The 18,846-nt window shown below is 44.5% G+C and carries 14 protein-coding genes; 5 read left to right on the top strand and 9 right to left on the bottom strand.

The genetic code is table 11. The features are described from left to right. Window positions 1-24: 24 nt before the first annotated feature. The 4 genes from ACYFDN_RS07875 to prfB form a co-directional block, all read right to left on the bottom strand. The gene (locus ACYFDN_RS07875) at window positions 25-1,014 is read right to left on the bottom strand and encodes a substrate-binding domain-containing protein (protein ID WP_215426334.1); all 990 of its coding nucleotides are present in this window, start codon (window positions 1,012-1,014) and stop codon (window positions 25-27) included. A gap of 105 nt (window positions 1,015-1,119) precedes the next feature. Continuing rightward, window positions 1,120-1,566, bottom strand: coding sequence for a DUF1499 domain-containing protein (locus ACYFDN_RS07870; protein WP_051147561.1), 447 nt, complete (start codon window positions 1,564-1,566; stop codon window positions 1,120-1,122). 160 nt (window positions 1,567-1,726) lie between these two features. Next, the gene (gene lysS / locus ACYFDN_RS07865; RefSeq protein ID WP_483510668.1) at window positions 1,727-3,250 is read right to left on the bottom strand and encodes a lysine--tRNA ligase; all 1,524 of its coding nucleotides are present in this window, start codon (window positions 3,248-3,250) and stop codon (window positions 1,727-1,729) included. Window positions 3,251-3,266: 16 nt separating this feature from the next. After that, window positions 3,267-4,365 (bottom strand): peptide chain release factor 2 gene (prfB, locus tag ACYFDN_RS07860; RefSeq protein WP_215426335.1). Its coding sequence is split into 2 segments (ribosomal slippage): window positions 3,267-4,289 and window positions 4,291-4,365, totalling 1,098 coding nucleotides; the frame shifts between segments, so codons are not numbered across the junction. A gap of 349 nt (window positions 4,366-4,714) precedes the next feature. On the opposite strand from prfB, the gene ACYFDN_RS07855 reads away from it, so the two are divergent. After that, window positions 4,715-5,143, top strand: a complete 429-nt coding sequence (locus ACYFDN_RS07855; protein ID WP_215426336.1) for a hypothetical protein — start codon at window positions 4,715-4,717, stop codon at window positions 5,141-5,143. 66 nt (window positions 5,144-5,209) lie between these two features. Here ACYFDN_RS07855 and tyrA read toward each other — a convergent pair whose 3' ends face one another. Together tyrA and ACYFDN_RS07845 are read right to left on the bottom strand one after the other, a co-directional pair. Then, complete coding sequence (gene tyrA, locus ACYFDN_RS07850; RefSeq protein ID WP_221076250.1) at window positions 5,210-6,334, bottom strand: bifunctional chorismate mutase/prephenate dehydrogenase; 1,125 nt, start codon at window positions 6,332-6,334, stop codon at window positions 5,210-5,212. Window positions 6,335-6,347: 13 nt separating this feature from the next. Then, window positions 6,348-7,421: a 3-deoxy-7-phosphoheptulonate synthase gene (locus tag ACYFDN_RS07845; protein ID WP_040306856.1), complete on the bottom strand. Its 1,074-nt coding sequence runs from the start codon at window positions 7,419-7,421 to the stop codon at window positions 6,348-6,350. A gap of 250 nt (window positions 7,422-7,671) precedes the next feature. Between ACYFDN_RS07845 and ACYFDN_RS07840 the strand changes: the two genes are divergently transcribed. From ACYFDN_RS07840 to ACYFDN_RS07830, 3 genes are all read left to right on the top strand, one after another. Next, window positions 7,672-9,372: a LytS/YhcK type 5TM receptor domain-containing protein gene (locus ACYFDN_RS07840; protein ID WP_338622059.1), complete on the top strand. Its 1,701-nt coding sequence runs from the start codon at window positions 7,672-7,674 to the stop codon at window positions 9,370-9,372. Then, complete coding sequence (btsR, locus tag ACYFDN_RS07835) at window positions 9,369-10,112, top strand: two-component system response regulator BtsR (RefSeq protein WP_483510667.1); 744 nt, start codon at window positions 9,369-9,371, stop codon at window positions 10,110-10,112. Before ACYFDN_RS07840 ends, btsR begins: the two co-directional genes overlap by 4 nt. Before the next feature lie 142 nt (window positions 10,113-10,254). Beyond that, complete coding sequence (locus tag ACYFDN_RS07830; protein ID WP_016400348.1) at window positions 10,255-11,748, top strand: carbon starvation CstA family protein; 1,494 nt, start codon at window positions 10,255-10,257, stop codon at window positions 11,746-11,748. Between the two features lie 335 nt (window positions 11,749-12,083). Here ACYFDN_RS07830 and ACYFDN_RS07825 read toward each other — a convergent pair whose 3' ends face one another. The 3 genes from ACYFDN_RS07825 to ACYFDN_RS07815 form a co-directional block, all read right to left on the bottom strand. Next, window positions 12,084-12,770 carry a TIGR01621 family pseudouridine synthase gene (locus ACYFDN_RS07825; RefSeq protein WP_152780067.1) on the bottom strand — a complete coding sequence of 229 codons (687 nt, stop codon included), beginning with the start codon at window positions 12,768-12,770 and terminating at the stop codon, window positions 12,084-12,086. A gap of 65 nt (window positions 12,771-12,835) precedes the next feature. Next, window positions 12,836-16,693 (bottom strand): DUF748 domain-containing protein, encoded by a 3,858-nt coding sequence (locus ACYFDN_RS07820; RefSeq protein ID WP_483510666.1) that lies wholly within the window; start codon window positions 16,691-16,693, stop codon window positions 12,836-12,838. Between the two features lie 28 nt (window positions 16,694-16,721). Next, the gene (locus tag ACYFDN_RS07815) at window positions 16,722-17,348 is read right to left on the bottom strand and encodes a LysE family transporter (RefSeq protein ID WP_016400353.1); all 627 of its coding nucleotides are present in this window, start codon (window positions 17,346-17,348) and stop codon (window positions 16,722-16,724) included. A gap of 248 nt (window positions 17,349-17,596) precedes the next feature. Between ACYFDN_RS07815 and ACYFDN_RS07810 the strand changes: the two genes are divergently transcribed. Then, on the top strand, window positions 17,597-18,841 hold the full coding sequence (locus tag ACYFDN_RS07810) for a diguanylate cyclase (RefSeq protein ID WP_016400354.1): 1,245 nt from the start codon (window positions 17,597-17,599) through the stop codon (window positions 18,839-18,841). Window positions 18,842-18,846: the final 5 nt, after the last annotated feature.

Below are 18,846 nucleotides of genomic sequence, written 5' to 3'. Positions count from 1 at the left end.
TCAATATAAAGATTGTAAGCATGTTTACTGGCACATAGGTATTTGACCAAATACACAACGTTCCAGCTTGGTGTGTATTAACGGTTCTACCGCTTTACCTTGGTGAATGCTATACAGCGTATAAATTGATTGGTAGCCCATATCGTAAGGCGACTGACCAACATTGCCATGAGCCAAGCCTTGGGCTAATAGCCGCTTTTGTACTTCGAGGGTATCACCAAAAATAAGCAATAAACGCTTTGATGCTAAACTATCACTATGCGGCGACACAACATCTGAGTATTTAAACTCCAAAGTTTGTGGCCACGCACCAACAGTAATAATTACATCAAGCAACTTCGGCTCATATTGATGTAAACGTAGCATTCTATCGAGATTATTTAATGAGCGCTGAGCCTCGTCATCGGAATAGATTGGGCAGCGACTAAGCTCTTCCCATAAATCACTTTTACCGCTGTTATTGTTAAAGCCTAAGCCGGCATACACCCCGCTTATACGTTCCACCAAATTGGCTGCGCCCTTGTGTCCGGTAATAATGCAAAACGAGCCTCCTTGCGGTTTTAAAGCTTGGGTTAAACGCCCCAGCTGAAAGCCAAACTGAAAGTTATCGGTTCCAATGTAGCTATGTCGTAGTTTGGGATCGGCTGCCAAGGCTTTTTCAGAAAAATCAGAATCAAATGTAACCACGGGGATTTGATTTTGCTTGGCCAATTGCATACTGCGGTGAGTAAGCACCCGAGAATTTATTACCGATACCGAAATACCGTCTAGCCCTTGCTCAATTTGCTGAGAAATAATTTGGTCTTGGTACCGTGCATCGGCCTCTTCAGGGCCAATATACACACATTCAACATCTAGCTCTGCAGCTGCTTGCAAACACCCTTTCTCAACATCATCAAAAAAGGGATTAGTAACGGTTTTGGGAACCACCAAAAAACGGGGTTTTGAGGAAACTTCGTTTGCAAGAGATTGACAGCTTACAAGAATCAACAGACTAAACAGACATGCTTTCACGGCATCACCAACTACCAATGAGAATACCCTTAAGCTAAGCCAATAAAGTCCATTAGGTAAAGCCAAGCTGCGCTAACTGCAACTTGGCTCACGCTTTTATGGCTATTATTCAGCTTCTAGGTATAACTTAGCAAACTCTTGATATCGCTGATTATTTATACCCATATCGGAGTAGCCAACTCGCGATTGAGAACGAAAATGGACTAACTGCTCGGCTTGGTCGAAGTGTAACTCTACATCATCGCGATAGCCTACTGTTGGACTATAAAAAACCGCGTGTACATATTGCTCATCTCGGCTAATGACTTGATTATTTGGCATATGAGCAAAAGCGCGTAAGGCGGCTAGTTGGGTGCTTTTCAAATCGGCTTTAAATGGCAAGGCAGCTACTTTTTTATCACCTTCGGCATAACTAGACACCCCATTTGGAGAACTGGCTAATGGCGCCAATCGACCCGATTGCAAACCTAGGTCACTTGGAGTGCTAAGGTTTTTGTAAACCATAAACCCAACTATAACCAGTACAATCACTACTATTCCTGACAACAGCATTTTCACTACCCTTCCCCCTTAATTACGCTAATTGCTTTTAACTAAACCAAGCTTACTCTCAATGAGCTTAGTCTTCGTTATCGCTACTATAACGAAAAAGCACAAAAAAAAAGCCACACACTGTAAAAAGTGTATGGCCTTTAATAGCTTATTTGTGAACTTAAGCTTGAGGGCGCATCGCTGGGAACAAAATCACGTCTCGAATGGTATGAGTGTTGGTGAAGAGCATCGCTAGACGGTCAATACCAATACCTTGACCAGCCGTTGGTGGTAGGCCGTGCTCTAGGGCGGTGATGTAATCGGCGTCGTAGAACATAGCTTCATCATCGCCAGCATCTTTAGCCTCAACCTGCGCCTTAAAGCGCGCATCTTGGTCTTCTGCATCATTAAGCTCAGAGAAGCCATTAGCCACTTCACGGCCACCGATGAAGAACTCAAAACGGTCAGTGATGAAGGCGTTGTCGTCGTTACGACGCGCTAACGGGCTGATTTCTGCTGGGTATTCAGTAATAAAGGTTGGCTGAATTAGCTTAGGCTCAGCAGTCTCACCAAAGATTTCTTCAAGTAGCTGGCCACAAGTCCAGAACTTCTCTACTTCAACGCCAACTGATTTAGCAATGCTAACCATGTGCTCGCGGTCTTGCACTTTGTCGTAATCTAAAGCTTGAATATCGGCGTGCTCTTGGTTGTACTGCTTAATCGCTTGCAACATGCTCAAGCGTGGGTAGCTACCAGCAAACTCCACCGTCTCGTCGCCGTAAGGCATAGAAGAAGAACCTAGAACCTCAACCGCAACAGTGCGCAGCATTTCTTCGGTTAGATCCATTAGATCGTTGTAGTCGGCGTAGGCCATGTAGAATTCCATCATGGTGAATTCTGGGTTATGGCGCGGCGACAGACCTTCGTTACGGAAGTTACGGTTAATTTCGAATACGCGCTCAAAGCCACCTACCACTAGACGCTTCAAGTAAAGCTCTGGTGCAATACGCAGGAACATCTGTTGATCTAGCGCGTTGTGATGCGTGATAAATGGACGGGCAGTGGCGCCGCCTGGGATCACTTGCATCATTGGCGTTTCCACTTCCATGAAGTTCTTAGACTCCATAAAGCGGCGAATACCGGCTACCAACTTAGAGCGCACCATAAAGGCTTGGCGTGAATCGTCGTTCACGATCAAATCAACATAACGCTGACGGTAACGCTGTTCTTGGTCGGTTAAACCGTGGAATTTCTCTGGCAATGGACGCAAGGCTTTAGTTAGCAAAGCATACTCGTCCATGTTCACGTAAAGGTCACCTTTACCTGATTTGTGCAGCACACCTTTAACACCAATGATGTCGCCAATGTCTAAGCCACCAATTTCTTTTAGCTCTTTTTGCACCGGCTTAGGCGCGTAAGCTTGAATGCGACCCGATACATCTTGAATCACTAAAAATGGCCCACGCTTAGCCATAATACGACCAGCAATAGCGGCTACGTTACCGGCTACTTCTAAATCTTCTTTAGATTGTTCGCCAAACTGCTGCTGTAAATCGTCAGCTAGGTGCTCACGTTTAAAGTCATTTGGGTGGCCGTTAGCCGAGCAAGTTTCGCGAATTTTGTCTAACTTAGCGCGACGCTCTGCGATCAGTTTATTTTCTTCTTGTGCTGCTTGTTCCAGACTTTGTTCTGTTTGTTCCGACATGTGAAAACCTTGCTCGTTACAGCCCTGACTTAAGGCTAGCTTCTATAAATTTATCTAAATCACCATCTAACACGGCTTGAGTATTACGGTTCTCAATACCGGTTCGAAGATCTTTAATTCTTGAATCATCTAATACATAAGATCGAATTTGACTGCCCCAGCCAATATCCGACTTATTGTCTTCCGCCGCTTTTTTCTCGGCATTCTGTTTTTGCAACTCTAGCTCAAACAACTTAGCTTTAAGCTGTTTCATCGCTTCGTCTTTGTTCTTGTGCTGCGAACGACCGCTTTGGCACTGCACCACTGTATTGGTAGGCAAGTGGGTAATTCGCACCGCCGATTCGGTTTTGTTTACGTGCTGACCACCCGCGCCTGAGGCTCGGTATACGTCAATGCGCAAATCACCTGGGTCAATGTCTACTTCAATACTGTCATCAATTTCTGGGTAAATAAAAGCTGATGCAAACGAGGTATGACGACGCCCGCTAGAATCAAAGGGAGATTTACGAACCAAACGGTGCACGCCGGTTTCTGTTCTCAGCCAGCCGTAAGCATATTCGCCACTTACTTTAATCGTTGCGCCTTTAATGCCAGCAACATCACCATCAGAGACTTCAACTAACTCAGCTTTAAACTGGTGGGCTTCACACCAACGCAAATACATACGTAGCATCATATTGGCCCAATCTTGAGCCTCGGTGCCACCAGAGCCAGATTGAATATCGATGTAGCAATCGCTCTCATCCATCTCGCCGGCAAACATACGGCGAAATTCAAGCTTCTCTAATTGTTTAACTAAGTCTTCAGCTTCGGCTTGAGCTTCTTCGAAGGTTTCTTCATCTTCTGCTTCTACCGCCAGCTCAACCAAACCAGCAACATCTTCGATGCCTTGAGTAAGGTTGTCGATAGTTTTTACCACCAACTCTAGCGCTGAGCGTTCTTTGCCTAAGGCTTGCGCGCGCGCCGGGTCATTCCAAATTTCTGGTTGTTCTAATTCGCGACTGACTTCTTCTAACTGCTCTGCTTTTGCATCGTAGTCAAAGATACCCCCGGAGCACTTCTGTGCGCTCTTTAATATCTGCTAGTGAGTTGTTCACCGAATTAATTTCAAACATCCTGCAATGACCTACGTCGAAGTACCAAAAACGCGCAATTTTAACCAATATAGCGGGGAATAAACATAGTTAGGCGCAATGAATAGGCTAAATAAACCAGTTTTTTTGTTATCTCGGTGAAACGCAGCTTTAGCTAACCCACAATTTGCCAGCATTTCCATAAACTAAGGAGCTTTATAGCTAATGCCCAAGCGGCTTTTGGTTAACAGCTTCAGCTTTTTTTCAATTTTGTTGGGATTATAAATTAGTCGAATTCGTTAACTGAAACTTGCTGAACTGGAGATCTAGCATTAACTTAAACTAACAAGCCAATACAATTTCGTCGGTTTAGTGTTTGTGGGAGACGGCATTGCGAGAAGCACATGGTTCTATTGAGTTTTCACTTAATGGACAGATAATGGAGATTGAGGGCACAGGCCCTTGGAATCTTGAACAAATGGAGGAAAGCGGCGGTGCTGCCGCTCCTATATTAGACCAATTATTAGATTCGCCATGGGGAGTTTTAGCCACATTTCATGGAGAAACCTTTTATACCGAAGATGCAGCAAACCAATTAATTGAGTGGTTAAAAGTTGAAAAACAGCGTGGTCGAGTTGCCACCGCCTTAATCCTTACCCACGCCAGCGTACCAGAGCTCGCTAAATGGCATTTAAGCCAAATATATATTCAAGCAGGGGAAACGGTACAAATATTTACTGATAAGGGTGAGGCGCTGAGCTGGTTAAAACAAAAAATTGCTGAATATGAACAGCAAGCGGCTTTCGAAGACCATCTATAAAAAATAAGCTAATAAAGCGCATAAAAAAGCCAACCCTAAGGGCTGGCTAATCACTAACTACAAAACCTAAGAGCGTCGGCTGTCGTTAGCTTGCTGTAATAAGCTGCGGCTTTCTTTTAAGAACTCTTGCGAGTAATCACCAAACCAGTCACTCACCCGCTCAAAAGACGCAATAAAGCCTTCGCGATCTTTATTCTCTACCAGCTCAACCAATTCACCAAAGTGTTGGTGGTAACGCTTAATCATCGCAGCGCTCTGCTCTGATGCCATAATAATATCGGCGTACAAATCAGGAGACTGGGCAAATAAACGTCCAACCATGGCCAGCTCTAAGCGATAAATCGGAGAGCTTAAGTCTAGTAACAGTTTTAAGTCTGCATCTTCCTGCGCCAAATGCATGCCATAAGCAAAAGACGTAAAGTGACGCAAAGACTGAATCAAAGTCATCGCTTTATCATGGCTTTCTGCTTCTACGGCATGTAAACGTGCGCCCCAAATGCCCATTTGCTGCAATAGCCACTGGTACTGCTCACCGCCACGTCCATCGGCGTAAACGATAACCTGCTTAGCAAGACTAGGTACATCTGGGCCAAACATGGGATGCAAGCCCACTACTGGACCTTTGTGCACAGCCAACATTTTGTTTAGCGGCGCAGACTTAATACTAGTGATGTCGGCCAAGATACAGTTTTCAGGCAGATTACCTAATTGGGCAATCACCGTCTCTGTAAGGTTGATTGGCACAGAAACCAACACTAAACCGGCGGTAGCAAATAGTTCGGGGGCTTTATCCCAATCTTCTTTGCCAATGACATCAACTTGGTAGCCAGACAAAGTAAACATTTGTACAAACAAACGGCCTAGTTGCCCACGACCACCAATCACAACAATATTGCCAAGCTCAGGATTTATCGTTTTAAAACCACTGTCTTTTTCACTGGTATACGACTCACGCATCACTCGACGCAATACGTCTTCGATTAACGCTGGCGGTACACCTTTGTTTTCAGCCTCGGCGCGACGCTTAGCCAACATAGCTGCTTCGCGATCCGGTGCATAAATAGGTAAACCATGCTGGGTTTTAACTTCACCTACTTTATGAACCAGCTGAATACGTTGCTGTAGCAAATCTAGAAGCTGTTGATCCACTTCATCGATTTGGTCACGTAAAAGATTTAGAGCTTGAACCATGTTGTTTCCGTTATTATTTTTCTAGGCGTTTAGCTAGGCTGTCGCCAAGTTCGTTGAACATTTTGTCGATCAACGTTGCAGTTGCATCCCAATCAATACACGCATCGGTTACCGATACACCGTATTTAAGTGCTGACTTAGGAGCTTCACTTGGCTGGTTACCCGCTTCCAAGTTACTTTCTAACATTAAGCCAATAATTGATTTATTGCCTTCTTCAATTTGATTAATCACGTTAGCCGCAACCAAAGGCTGAAGTTCATGGTTCTTGCTAGAGTTAGCGTGGCTACAATCCACTACAAGAGTAGGCGCTAAACCAGCTTTTTCCATCGCTTGCTCAGCCAGTGCCACGTTTACTGAATCATAGTTAGGCTGTTTACCACCACGTAAAATTACGTGGCCATCTGGGTTGCCTTGAGTTTGCAACAAAGACACTTGACCTTGTTGGTTAATACCCATGAAACGGTGCGAGTGAGCAGCCGATTGCATTGCATTAATTGCTGTACCTAAGTTGCCATCGGTACCATTTTTAAAGCCAACAGGCATAGACAAACCACTGGCCATTTCACGGTGAGTTTGTGACTCGGTAGTACGTGCACCAATAGCAGCCCAAGAGAACAATTCTGATAGGTACTGCGGGCTAATTGGATCTAGCGCTTCGGTGGCCACAGGTAAACCTAACTCGGCGGTCCAAGTTAGCAGTTCACGGGCGTTGTGAAGACCGGTTTCCACATCAAAAGAGTTATCCATGTGAGGATCGTTGATGAAACCTTTCCAACCTACGGTAGTACGAGGTTTTTCAAAATACACCCGCATAACGATAAATAGGCGATCGCTATATTGATCGTGAAGTTTCTTCAGGCGCGAAGCATATTCTTTCGCCTGTTCTAAATCGTGAATAGAACAAGGGCCAGTAATAACCAATAAACGTGAATCACGTTTGTGGCAAATATCGGCGATAGTTTTGCGCGACTGCAGTACAAATTGTAATGCTTCATCAGAAGCTGGAAGCTTCTCGCGTAACTGTTCTGGTGTGATAAGGACTTGTTCTGACGAGATATGAATATCGTTAATTGGATCTTTTTGCATTTGCTCTTTTACTCCGGTGGCGGATTTAGCCACACATTTCCTTTCCCATTTTGGGATTAATTATTATAGAAACCCATCACAATACCAGTGCTTGCACCATTTGCAAGCGGTCAAGCGTTACCAGCTTGTTAAGAGCTTTACCAGCGATTTTGGTAAGTCCTATTAGTTGCTGTAAACAGTATGCTAATATGCTGCTATCTACTGTGAATGCCAGATATCCTTTCGCCAACTAGCGAGGCTTTAATAGCTGATGATATTGAGTGATTTTTCCCTGCTATTGTCTTTAGCCCAGCAAATGAGCGTTTTTCTGGTCATTGCCTACCTGCTGAGTAAAACGCCAGCCTTTCTTCCGCTTACTAATCTATCGCCACGTTTACCGAATACGCTCACCATTTATTGCTTGTTTTCGGGCTTCTGTATTCTAGGCTCCTATTTTGGTTTGGCGATTGACGACGCCATTGCTAATACTCGCGCAGTTGGCGCCGTGCTTGGTGGTTTATTTGGCGGTCCAGTGCTGGGTTTGCTGGTAGGTTTTACCGGAGGCATGCATCGCTACTTTATGGGCGGATTTACCGACGTGGCCTGCGCGGTTTCAACCACGCTTGAAGGTTTAGTTGGCGGCTTATTTCATTTATGGATCCGCAGGCGCAGCTTGCACAACGAACATTTGTTTTCGCCCACGATTGCCTTTGTTGCAACCTTAATCGCCGAAACCCTGCAAATGTTACTAATTTTGCTTATTGCTAAACCCTTTGAGCAGGCACTAGCCTTAGTAGAAGTTATCGCCCTTCCTATGGTTTTAGCCAACTCTGTTGGCGCCGCTTTATTCATGATGATGATTCGCGACCGCCGCCGCCTTTATGACAAATTTAGTAGTCATTCTTCAGCTAAAGCGCTTAACCTTGCGCAACGCATGGTAGGTGTCTTTCATCAAGGTTTCAAACAACAAGATGCGGTGCGTATCGCCAATATCATTCATGAAGAAACCGGGGTTTCTGCGGTCGCTATTACCGATACCCAACAGGTTTTAGCTTTTAAAGGCTTAGGAAGTGATCACCACCACGCGGGTCGCCCTATTGCATCCAAACAAACTCACCAAGCAATTAACGAAAACCGAGTAGTATTTGCCGACGGTGTTGAAGAGCCTTATCAATGCAGCTCCAGCGATAAGTGCCCACTAGGCTCATCATTAGTGGTGCCGATTCGCGGCAGCGAGAACGATGTGATTGGCACAGTGAAACTCTATGAGTCGAAACGCCGCTTGTTTTTACACATTAACCGCGCCTTAGGCGAAGGTATTGCCAAGGTTATTGCGGAACAATTACGTGATAGCCATGTTCAGCAACAGCAACAACTACTCACCGAAGCTGAGCTAAAACTGGCGCGCGCCCAAATTAACCCACACTTTTTGTTTAACGCCTTAAATACCATTAGCGCGGTGGTAAAACGCGATGCCAGCTCTGCCCGTCAACTTATTGCTGATTTAGCCTTGTTCTTGCGGATTAACTTAAAACGCAATCAGCAAACCAGTTTGGTGAGTGCCGAGCTCGAACATGTAAATGCTTATCTGCATATTGAGCAAGTGCGCTTTGCTGATCGTTTGGTGATAAAACAAGACATCGACGAAGCATTTATGCAGCTTGAGCTACCCACTTTTACCCTGCAACCTTTAGTAGAAAACGCCATTAAACACGGCACAGCCCATTTACTAGAAACCGGTAAAATTACCATTTATAGCCGGCTAAATAATGGAGTTAAACAATTGGTAGTTGAAGACAACGCCGGCCTCTATCAAAAACCAGAGCAAGCCACCAGCGAAGGATTAGGCATGCATATTGTGGATACTCGCTTACGTAATGCCTTTGGTGCATCTTTCGCGTTACAAGTTGAATGCCAGCTAAACCAATATACCCGCGTGATTATCTCGCTGCCCAAGGAGCCTAACCAATGAGAGCGATCATTGTCGACGATGAACCCTTAGCCAGAGAAGAGCTCCAGGAGATGCTGCAAAGCTACCCTGAAATTGAAGTCGTCGCGCAATTTGGCAACGCCATAGAGTGTTTAAAGCACCTTAAGCAACTGCAAGCCGAGGTATTGTTTTTAGATATAGAAATGCCACAAATTAGCGGTTTAGAACTGGCGAATATGATTGACAGCGACAATGCGCCAGCGATTGTGTTTGTGACCGCTTACGATCAATTCGCACTAGATGCCTTCGAACAAAATGCCGTGGATTACTTACTAAAACCGATTGACTCGGAACGTTTGTGTAAGTCGATTAAACGCCTAAAAGAGCGCTTGCCTTCCATCAAGCAAACCGAAGCTGATTCAGCAGTTAATCACTCCTACCAAACCATGCTAAAAGAGCAACAACTTAGATTAATACCCTGTTATTACCAACAACGAGTAAAACTGATCCGCTTAGAAGATATCGAGCATGCTTCAAGCGATATAAGCGGTGTGCATGTTGCCACCGAAAATGGCACCTACCATACCCAGCTAACGCTAAAAGTACTTGAGGACAAATCCGCTTTGTTACGTTGCCATCGCCAACACTTGGTTAACGTGGAAGCCATTTCCGAAATCTCTTTAGAAGATAATGGCGGAGCGGTATTGTTCACTAAAAGTGGCACACAGTTGCCGGTAAGCCGACGCTACTTCAAAGCAATCAAAGAGCATTTTGGCTTATAACATTGTTAAATTAATCAACACCACTTAAGTGCTATTTCGACCACTTACCAAGAAATAGCACCACTCACCAAAGCGACTACTGAATAGCAACTTGCGAATTAATAGACTGGCCTTGATTACAACTAAGTACTGAGAGGATGACATGCTTTGGTTTCTATTTTGCGTCGCAGCGTTGCTCGGCGGCTACTTTATTTACGGCGCCTTTGTAGAGAAGGTTTTTGGCATTAAAGAACAGCGACAAACACCCGCTTACGCGAAGCAAGATGGTGTGGACTTTGTGCCAATGTCGAAGAAAAAAGTTTATTTAATCCAGCTGCTTAACATTGCCGGCGTGGGCCCTATTTTTGGTCCTATCATGGGCGCTTTATACGGCCCAGCGGCGATGTTATGGATTGTGGTAGGCTGTATTTTTGCTGGCGCAACTCACGACTACTTCTCAGGCATGTTGTCGGTTCGCAATGGCGGTGCATCGGTACCGGCATTATCTGGGCGTTACCTAGGGAAAAGCGCTCGCCACTTCATGAATATTTTTGCCATTGTGCTGTTGTTACTGGTAGGCGTAGTATTTGTATCCGCTCCAGCAGGCATGTTAACTAACCTTATTAACGACCAAGCTGGTATCAGCCTTGGTTTAGGCACTATGGTTAGTATCATTTTTGTTTACTACATCATTGCCACCATCGTTCCCATCGACAAAATTATTGGCCGCTTCTACCCACTGTTTGGTGCATTACTTATCTTTATGTCGGTAGGCCTAATTACCGCAGTAGCTTTCTCCAGTGAACACCAAGTTATGGGCAGCTTTGAAGTAAGCCAAATGTTCACCAACATGAATCCAAATGACTTACCGCTATGGCCAGCCTTATTCATTACCATTGCTTGTGGTGCAATTTCAGGCTTTCATGCCACGCAATCACCGTTAATGGCTCGTTGTGTAGAGAATGAAAAAAATGGCCGTTTTGTATTTTACGGTGCAATGATTGGCGAAGGTGTCATTGCCTTAATCTGGTGTGCTATTGCACTGTCTTTCTTCAATTCGATGGAAGGTTTACAAGCAGCTGTTGCCAGCGGTGGGCCTGGCAAAGTTGTTTACGATGCATCGTTTGGTTTACTGGGTGTATTTGGCGGTATTTTAGCTTTCTTAGGTGTGGTTATTTTACCTATTACTTCTGGCGATACGGCGTTTCGTTCAAGCAGATTAATTTTGGCAGAGTACTTTAACCTGTCTCAAAAACCGGTTAAAAACCGCTTAATGATTGCCCTGCCAATTTTCATTATTGGTGGCATTCTTACTCAAGTAGATTTTGGAGTAATTTGGCGCTACTTCGGCTTTGCTAACCAAACAACCGCTGTAATGATGTTATGGACGGCAACCGCTTACCTATTGCGTAATGACAAATTCCACTGGATAACCACTGTTCCCGCCATGTTTATGACAACAGTAGTGGTGACCTTCATCCTAAACTCAAGCACTTTGGGCTTTGGGCTACCAATGACTATTTCGACGGTGGCAGGGGTAGTGACTACCTTAGTGATTACCGGATTGCTAATAGCCAAACTAAAAGGCATTGGTGAAGACGACTTGGATGAAGAGTTAGACGAAATAACGAAACTAAATTCGGCCAAAGAAGCCTAATATCATCCTTAGGGTCTGTTGATCTTTGGTGTTGAAATTTTGTTCGAGATAAGCGGGCTTTAATCGCGGCGAGCACTTAAAAGCCTAGTGGGCTAAGCAAGAAGTGCTTAACAAAGAGTAAAGTTCGCTTATCCGAACCCTTCGGGCAGCATTTCTTAGCCATTTATTCAGCGTTAGCGAGTGATGATTAAGCTCACTTAACTGCACACTCACTGTCTTGCCTAAATGGCTAATAAATTGCTGCAAAAACCATCAGTAAAGATCAGCAGACCCTAAGCTTTGAGCCGCTTTATGCGGCTCTTTTTTTAGGCTTAAGAAGCGACAGAGTTGTTAGCTTAACTGCGCTTAAGTTGCGGAAAAGCCACTTCCCAAGGCTTAGCTAAACTGGCAATTTTTTCAGCGATTTCAAAACGCTCAAAATCCCCATCAAGATTATCTAAAGCTGCATAATGAAGAGACTGTTCACCCCAATTAAACTGCAGGCCAAAAGCATGCAAATAACCTCGCTCTGCCGCTTCGCCACCATAACGCGTATCACCCAGTATTGGCGCGCCTAAACTTTTAAGGGCAACCCGCAATTGATGGGTACGCCCAGTATGAGGTTTTAATAAAAACAAACGACGTTTGGGTAACAGCGCAAAGCTAAAAAACTGGGTAATCGCCGGGTTATCGTTAGTATGCCCAAGCTTCCAACTTCCGTTGCGCGCTTTAAGCATATCGCCCTTAATCAGGCCTTGTTTCTTTTTAGGTTTGTTAGAGGCTAAGGCTAAGTAGAATTTATTGACTAAGCCTTGGCTAAACAGCTCTTGAAAACGCGCAGCTGCCGATTTATTTTTGGCTAGCAGTAACAAGCCAGAGGTTAGCTTATCTAGGCGATGCACTGGCCATAACTCTATGGCAAATTGTTGGCGCGCCAACTCGACCAGGCCCAACTCACCAGACTCGGTATGAAAGTTAATACCACTGGGTTTATTAACCACTATAAAATCGCTGTGTTCGGCCACGAGTAGGAGCTTTTGCATACTGCTTTTCCTTACAAAATCAGTGACATTATCGCCCGAACAGGGTTTAAAACAAGCTTTCGCGATTAATCAGCAATAATGCTTAAGGTTACCAGCATCTTGCCGCTTTGCTTGTCGAGCGCTTGGCGCTGTACAAAAGCGCGATCAATGGCTAATTCGTTTTGTTCGGTGAGAACATCTTTCACCGCAATCGCTCGTTGCTCTGCAAAGCTTTCTAAATCGCCATCATTAAGGGTTTGTTGGTCAACTAATCGTTGATACCACAAGCTGTGTAACTCTTGATTTAAACGCTCGGGACTAAGCTGCTCTTGCTCTTGCAAGCTTTGGGTTAGCTGCTGTCGGTCTGCATTACGGCTTGCTTCTTCTATGTTGACTTGTGCCAAGTTAACAAGAGCAGTTCGTAAACTGCGATTCTCGAGTACTGCACTTAAGCTGATATCTTGCGGCGCTATATCCAAATTAGCCTGTTGATTAAGCTGTTCAGCGAGAGCTTGTCTTTTGAGGGCTGGAATATCTTGAGCTGGATCGATGGAGCCAACTAAAGCAATTTTTAGCTGCGGACGTTTTTTTAAGCCTTCGGCCAATTGGCCTAGTTGAGTAAGCTGTTGCTGCTCAATCTGGCTACTGCCAGCAACAAAACTCACTTCATTTAAGGTTTCGTCACTACCAATTAGCGAACCAATCAAAGCAAAGGGTGAGGTAACGATTTTTTTCAGCGCGCCACCTAAAGCCTTAAACACTAGTCCACCGACATTAAAGTCTGGATCATTTACATCGCCGCTAACTTCTAAACCTAGGTCTATCACACCTTGGTCATCTTCTAGTAGCGCAATCGCAAGCTCCACCGGTAGCGAGGTAGCCTTTTCGCTATTAGTGCGTTTACCTAATTGCAGTTGCTCTATGTAAACTTGATTGCTTCCCTGTAGCTGGCTTTGCTTAAGTTTATAAGCTAGGGCTAAAGACATTTGTCCACGCTCAATCACGTAGCCTGCATAGGTGCCCGAATAGGCGTTTAAGCGAGTAAGTTCCAAGTGTTTAAAATCTAGTGCAGCATCAAAAGCAGGGTCTGCAGCAAGAGGGGCAATTTCACCAGCAAAACTTACCGGAGCATAACCGTCCACTTCACCGCTTAGGCTCACTTCGGCAGGCTGGCTAGCGTCTTGAGTTAAGCTGCCAATTTTACCCTCTACCTTTTCAATCTTGGCGGCAAAGTTGGGGTCTAACGAGTAATCAGCAAAGTCGACCAAGCCTTGGCTAAACTGCGTTTGCGCAATGCTAATTTGCCAGCTTGCTGAATCATTTGTAGCTACTGGCTCACTGGCTTGTTCTTCAAGCTCTTCGCTTTGCTGCTCAACTGAGCTTTCACCCTCTTCGGGTGACTTTACAATCCCCGCCAAATTAGTGGAAAAGTCTTCTGATACCTCAATTAAGAAGTAAGGTTGAATAAAGTTAAGCTCACCCAAAGCAAGGCGGCGTTGACGAGTATCTAGATCCAATTGGCTAAGGTTGAATTCAGACCATTTGAGTAAATCGGACTGCGCCCTTGCGTCTTTTAAATGCAGTTCATCAATGCTGAGCGGGCCTTTTAAAGCCAATCCAAATTGCTCTTGCCAATCTAATTGCACTTGCATGTCGGTATCAAACTTGGCCGACTCTAGTTTTAACTCAGTGTATTGCGCTAGGTAGGCTTGATAAAAAGCCAAACCAAACTGTGTAGCTTTAAGCGTTAAATCAGCTTGTTTATTGGCAAGTGCAATTTCCCCATCAATAGTGAGCTCCCCACCCTGCTCGGCTTGTAGCTTGGCGGCTATCGTCATCGAAGTGCTCAAATCGGAGCTTATATTTGAAAGCTCAACTAAAGGGGCGTTTAGTTGGTGTTTAAGCTCTTGCCCAGAATACATCTCGCTCAAACTAAAACGTGAATCAGCCGCGCTTAACTGGGCAATGTTGACAAGCCAACCAGCTTGCTCTTCACGTGCAGTAGCGTCAGTTTCTTCTGCTGCCACTGCATTTTGTGCAAGTTCTGGCTTAGTTTGCGCTTCTAAAGAGACGTCACTGGCTTCATCGAGATTAGTTGCCTCAGGCTCTAAGGCTTGATCGCTTTGCGGCTCAGGCTCGATGTCGGTTGGGCTGTTTTCGCTGTTTTCGCTGTTTTCACTTGCTGCAAAACCTAGGTATTCAATAATGTCCAAGTTGCCTTGCTCATCGAGGCTGGCTATAAACTCTAAGGCTTCACTGCTAAGGCTCGCAATATCAACGGTTTGCTTAGTTAAATTGACATTAATACCGTCGGCAACAACATCATTGGCCGCCAGCCAATACGAATTCTCTGGATGTTGTGGCACCGCCAGATTAACTTGCGATAAGGCCAAACGCCCGTTAGAGCTAGTAAGAGCAAAACTGTCTGCCAGCTGCATATCTAACTCGCTACTTAAGGCCAGTTGCCCACTGTTTATATCTAAGTGAACAAAGGGGGAGTACCATTTTTCAAGTTGCGTTAACACCAATTGGCTAAGGCTTACTTGACCAGTTAAACGCTGCTCTGGGCCACTAAAGGCTAACTTTGCATTGAGTGGACTCTGCTGGTACAAACTAGCATCAAGCGTTAATTCCGTGGTTTGCTGCATATCACTAGAGAAAGCGCTAAGGCTAAACGCTTGTAACAATAATTGATGCTGTTTAGTGCTGCCTAACCAAGCTTCACCTAGCCTTAGTTCAAAGTCATTCACCTTAATGCTGTTGTTACTTAGCACCCAAGAAGACTCACTAGTAGCGGGCTCTTCCTGCTCAACTGTCGGTATAGCATCACTTTGCTCACCAGCTTCAGGAGTTTGAGTTTCAGCCACCAGCTTTTCAAAATGAAACCACGAGAGCCAATCTAGTTGAGAGTGCTGGTCAAAGCTAGCAGTGAGTAAACCTTGATTTAGGCCTATATCCCCTAAACTTAGGTGTTGCTGGTTCAAATCAAAAGTAATGTTATTGAGCGAGAGCTGTTCGAACTTAGCGCGAGTTTCCTCAAAAGCACTCAACTCAAATTGTTCAATGCTCAGCTGGCCTTGTTTGGTAATAAACTGAAACTGTTGTTGGTAATCAATTAAATAATCAGTGCTAAGCGTTACCGCGCCTTGGTTGATTCGCAAATCGGTATAAGGGCGTAAAAAAGCGAAAACCCGCGGCAGCTGAAACTCTTCTAAAGAGAATTGACCCGATACCTGCGAAGCTGGCAAATCCACTTCACCACTCCAGGCCAAACGGCCCTGCTCGCCTACCTGCGCTTCAATAAGATAGGCATTAGCTGCATCGCCAGTTCTTTGGGTATAAAAATCGTTAAGCAATAAATCAAAATCAGAGATAGAGAAATCTACGGCTTGCTCTGGCAGGTAGTCACTCAGCTTTAATTGAGCGTTGCGCAACATAAATTGTTTAACCCGCAAACGGGGAACGCTAGCTTGTTCACTATTTTCAGGTTCAGCCTCTTGTGGTTCGCCAGTATTAGGAAACAAACTGTCTACATTTAGTGCACCATTTTTTAGTCGGCTAAGGTGGAAAAACAAACCGTCTAACTCTAAAGCTTCAAAGTTCCAACTCCAGTAGAACAAAGAGCTTAAGGTGAAATCTACATAGAGGCGCTCGAAGCTCGCCAAAGGTTGAGCTTGCTGCTCATCAAGCTCTTTAATGGCAAAGTGGCGCAGCGTTAAGGAAAGCTTAAGCGGATGAAAATCTGCTTGTTGCAGAGTCACTGTGTGACCGGTGAGAACGGTTAATTGCTTTTCTACTTGCTGCTTGATCACCCAAGGTAACAAGCTTAGTGACAGCACAACATAAAGCATAAAGACTATTACAAAATACACCCCAGCTTTTTGCCAAGCCGTAGCCTGCTGCCAGAGCATTTTTATTTGCCCTATCCTTGTGGCTGCCTTCATAAATCTCCCGCGTCTTTGATGATGCTTATTAGTTTCGACTACTAAAAAGCAAACGAATTCCCAAACTCACTAAAACAAAACCCATACTGCGATCAAACCAGTGTCCTACCTGCAAAAACTTACGGCGAACTCGGGCAGTACTAAACAACCAGGAGATCATGGCAAACCATAAGGCTGTAGCAAAAACCATATATAAACCATAGCCTAACTGCACCAGCATTGGCGTGGTTGGGCTAATAACTACAGTAAATAAAGACAAGAAAAACAAGGTCGCTTTAGGATTTAAGCCATTAGTCATAAAACCACTTAAAAAGGCACTTTTATCGCTAAGCCTAAGGCCCGTATCGGCTTCAATATCTGCGGCATCACGACGCTTTGCTCGCAAGCCTTGAATACCTATCCAAATCAAATAAGCGGCGCCTAACCATTTAATCACGTTAAACAACCAAATCGACTGAGAGATGATTAAGCCGATTCCCAGCACCGAATAAATCACATGAACCATAATCCCACAACCTACGCCAAGGGAGGTAAAAATAGCGGCTCTACGACCAAGGGAAATACTATTTTTTAGCACTACTGCTAGGTCTGGCCCCGGCGAAGCCACGGCTAACAAATGCACCACAACCACGGTTAAAAATTCAGCCCAGTACACGCTATCTCCTTAAAGAAACGATCAGTGACAATATTCACGTCTGATTGATTAAACAAAACCAGCAGCCATAAATCCATCTACAATTGTATTTAGTAGGTATAAAACAATAAAGCTTAGTAAGTTTTTGTTATTACTTATTTAAAAAACTGCGCTGCATCAAACAGTTATTTTGTTATATTAGTTTTTCAAAATTCAGTTTTATTTGACCCAAAGCACAATAATCAAGTGAGTTTTTAGGAAAGCAAGCTATGCAGAAAATTCTTATAGTAGAAGACAGCCCAACAGTACTAAAAATTCTCCGCCATTTGTCTTCACGTTTAAACCATCTTGAGCCGATCTTTGCCTCTAGCTTAGAACAAGCGAAGCAGATTTACAGCGCCGACCCAAGTAGCTTTTTTGCTGCTCTGGCAGATTTTAATTTACCCGATGCGCCAAACGGTGAACTGGTTGATTATCTACTGGAAAACAAAATTCCGACAGTGGTGCTTTCAGGCTCCTTTGATGAGCAAACCCAATCCCTGCTAATTATAAAAGGTGTGGTTGACTATGTGCTAAAAGAAGGACGTTACTCCTACGAGCTGGCCTTCGATACCTTAAATCAACTCTACCTAAACCAAAATACCAAAGTGTTGGTTGCCGAAGACTCGGAACTAGCTAGGAAACATATCTGTGGTTTACTAAAACGTCATCTATTTCAAGTAATTGAAGCGAACGACGGACAGGAAGCTTTTAAGCACTTACAAGATGACCCGGATATTAAGTTGCTAATTAGTGACTATCAAATGCCAAATATGGATGGCTTCCAACTGGTTCAAAAAGTGCGCCACGAAATGGGGCAACGACGGATCAGCATTCTGGGTTTATCCTCTGCCGATAATGCGACTGTATCGAGTAAGTTCATTAAAAATGGGGCTAACGACTACTTACACAAACCCTTCTCTATTGAAGAGTTTCAATGTCGAGTCAATCACAGCCTGCATACTTTAGCCTTGGTAGAAAAGCTGGAAAAAGCCGCTTACCAAGACTATCTAACTGCGATTCCTAATCGCCGATTCTTTATTAAACACGGCCGTAAACTGCACCAAAAAGCCGAGGACAAAAACTCTCAACTTGCGGTAGCAGTACTCGATATTGACCATTTCAAAAAGTTTAACGACCAATACGGCCATGAAGCAGGTGACGCAGTACTCATTCATTTCTCTAGCTTAATGAAATCAGGCCTGTCCAACTTCTTGTTTGCCCGTACCGGTGGCGAAGAATTTAGTGTGGCGATGGCGGGACTAAACAATGAACAAGCTTACCAACTGTTAGATGCATTTCGTGAGCAAGTAGCAACCACAGAGTTTATTTACAACGATACTCCACTGTCGATAAGCGTTAGCATCGGTGTGACCAATAACCTTGAAGAACATTTAGATGCGCAGCTCAATCGAGCAGATGAGCTGCTTTATAACGCCAAAGATGCCGGGCGCAATATTGTCGTTGGAGATTAGACCCA

The organism is Agarivorans sp. D1326, from assembly GCF_056958115.1.
The sequence above is the reverse complement of the archived record's forward strand: the minus strand, read 5'-3'. Positions and strand labels throughout refer to the sequence as shown.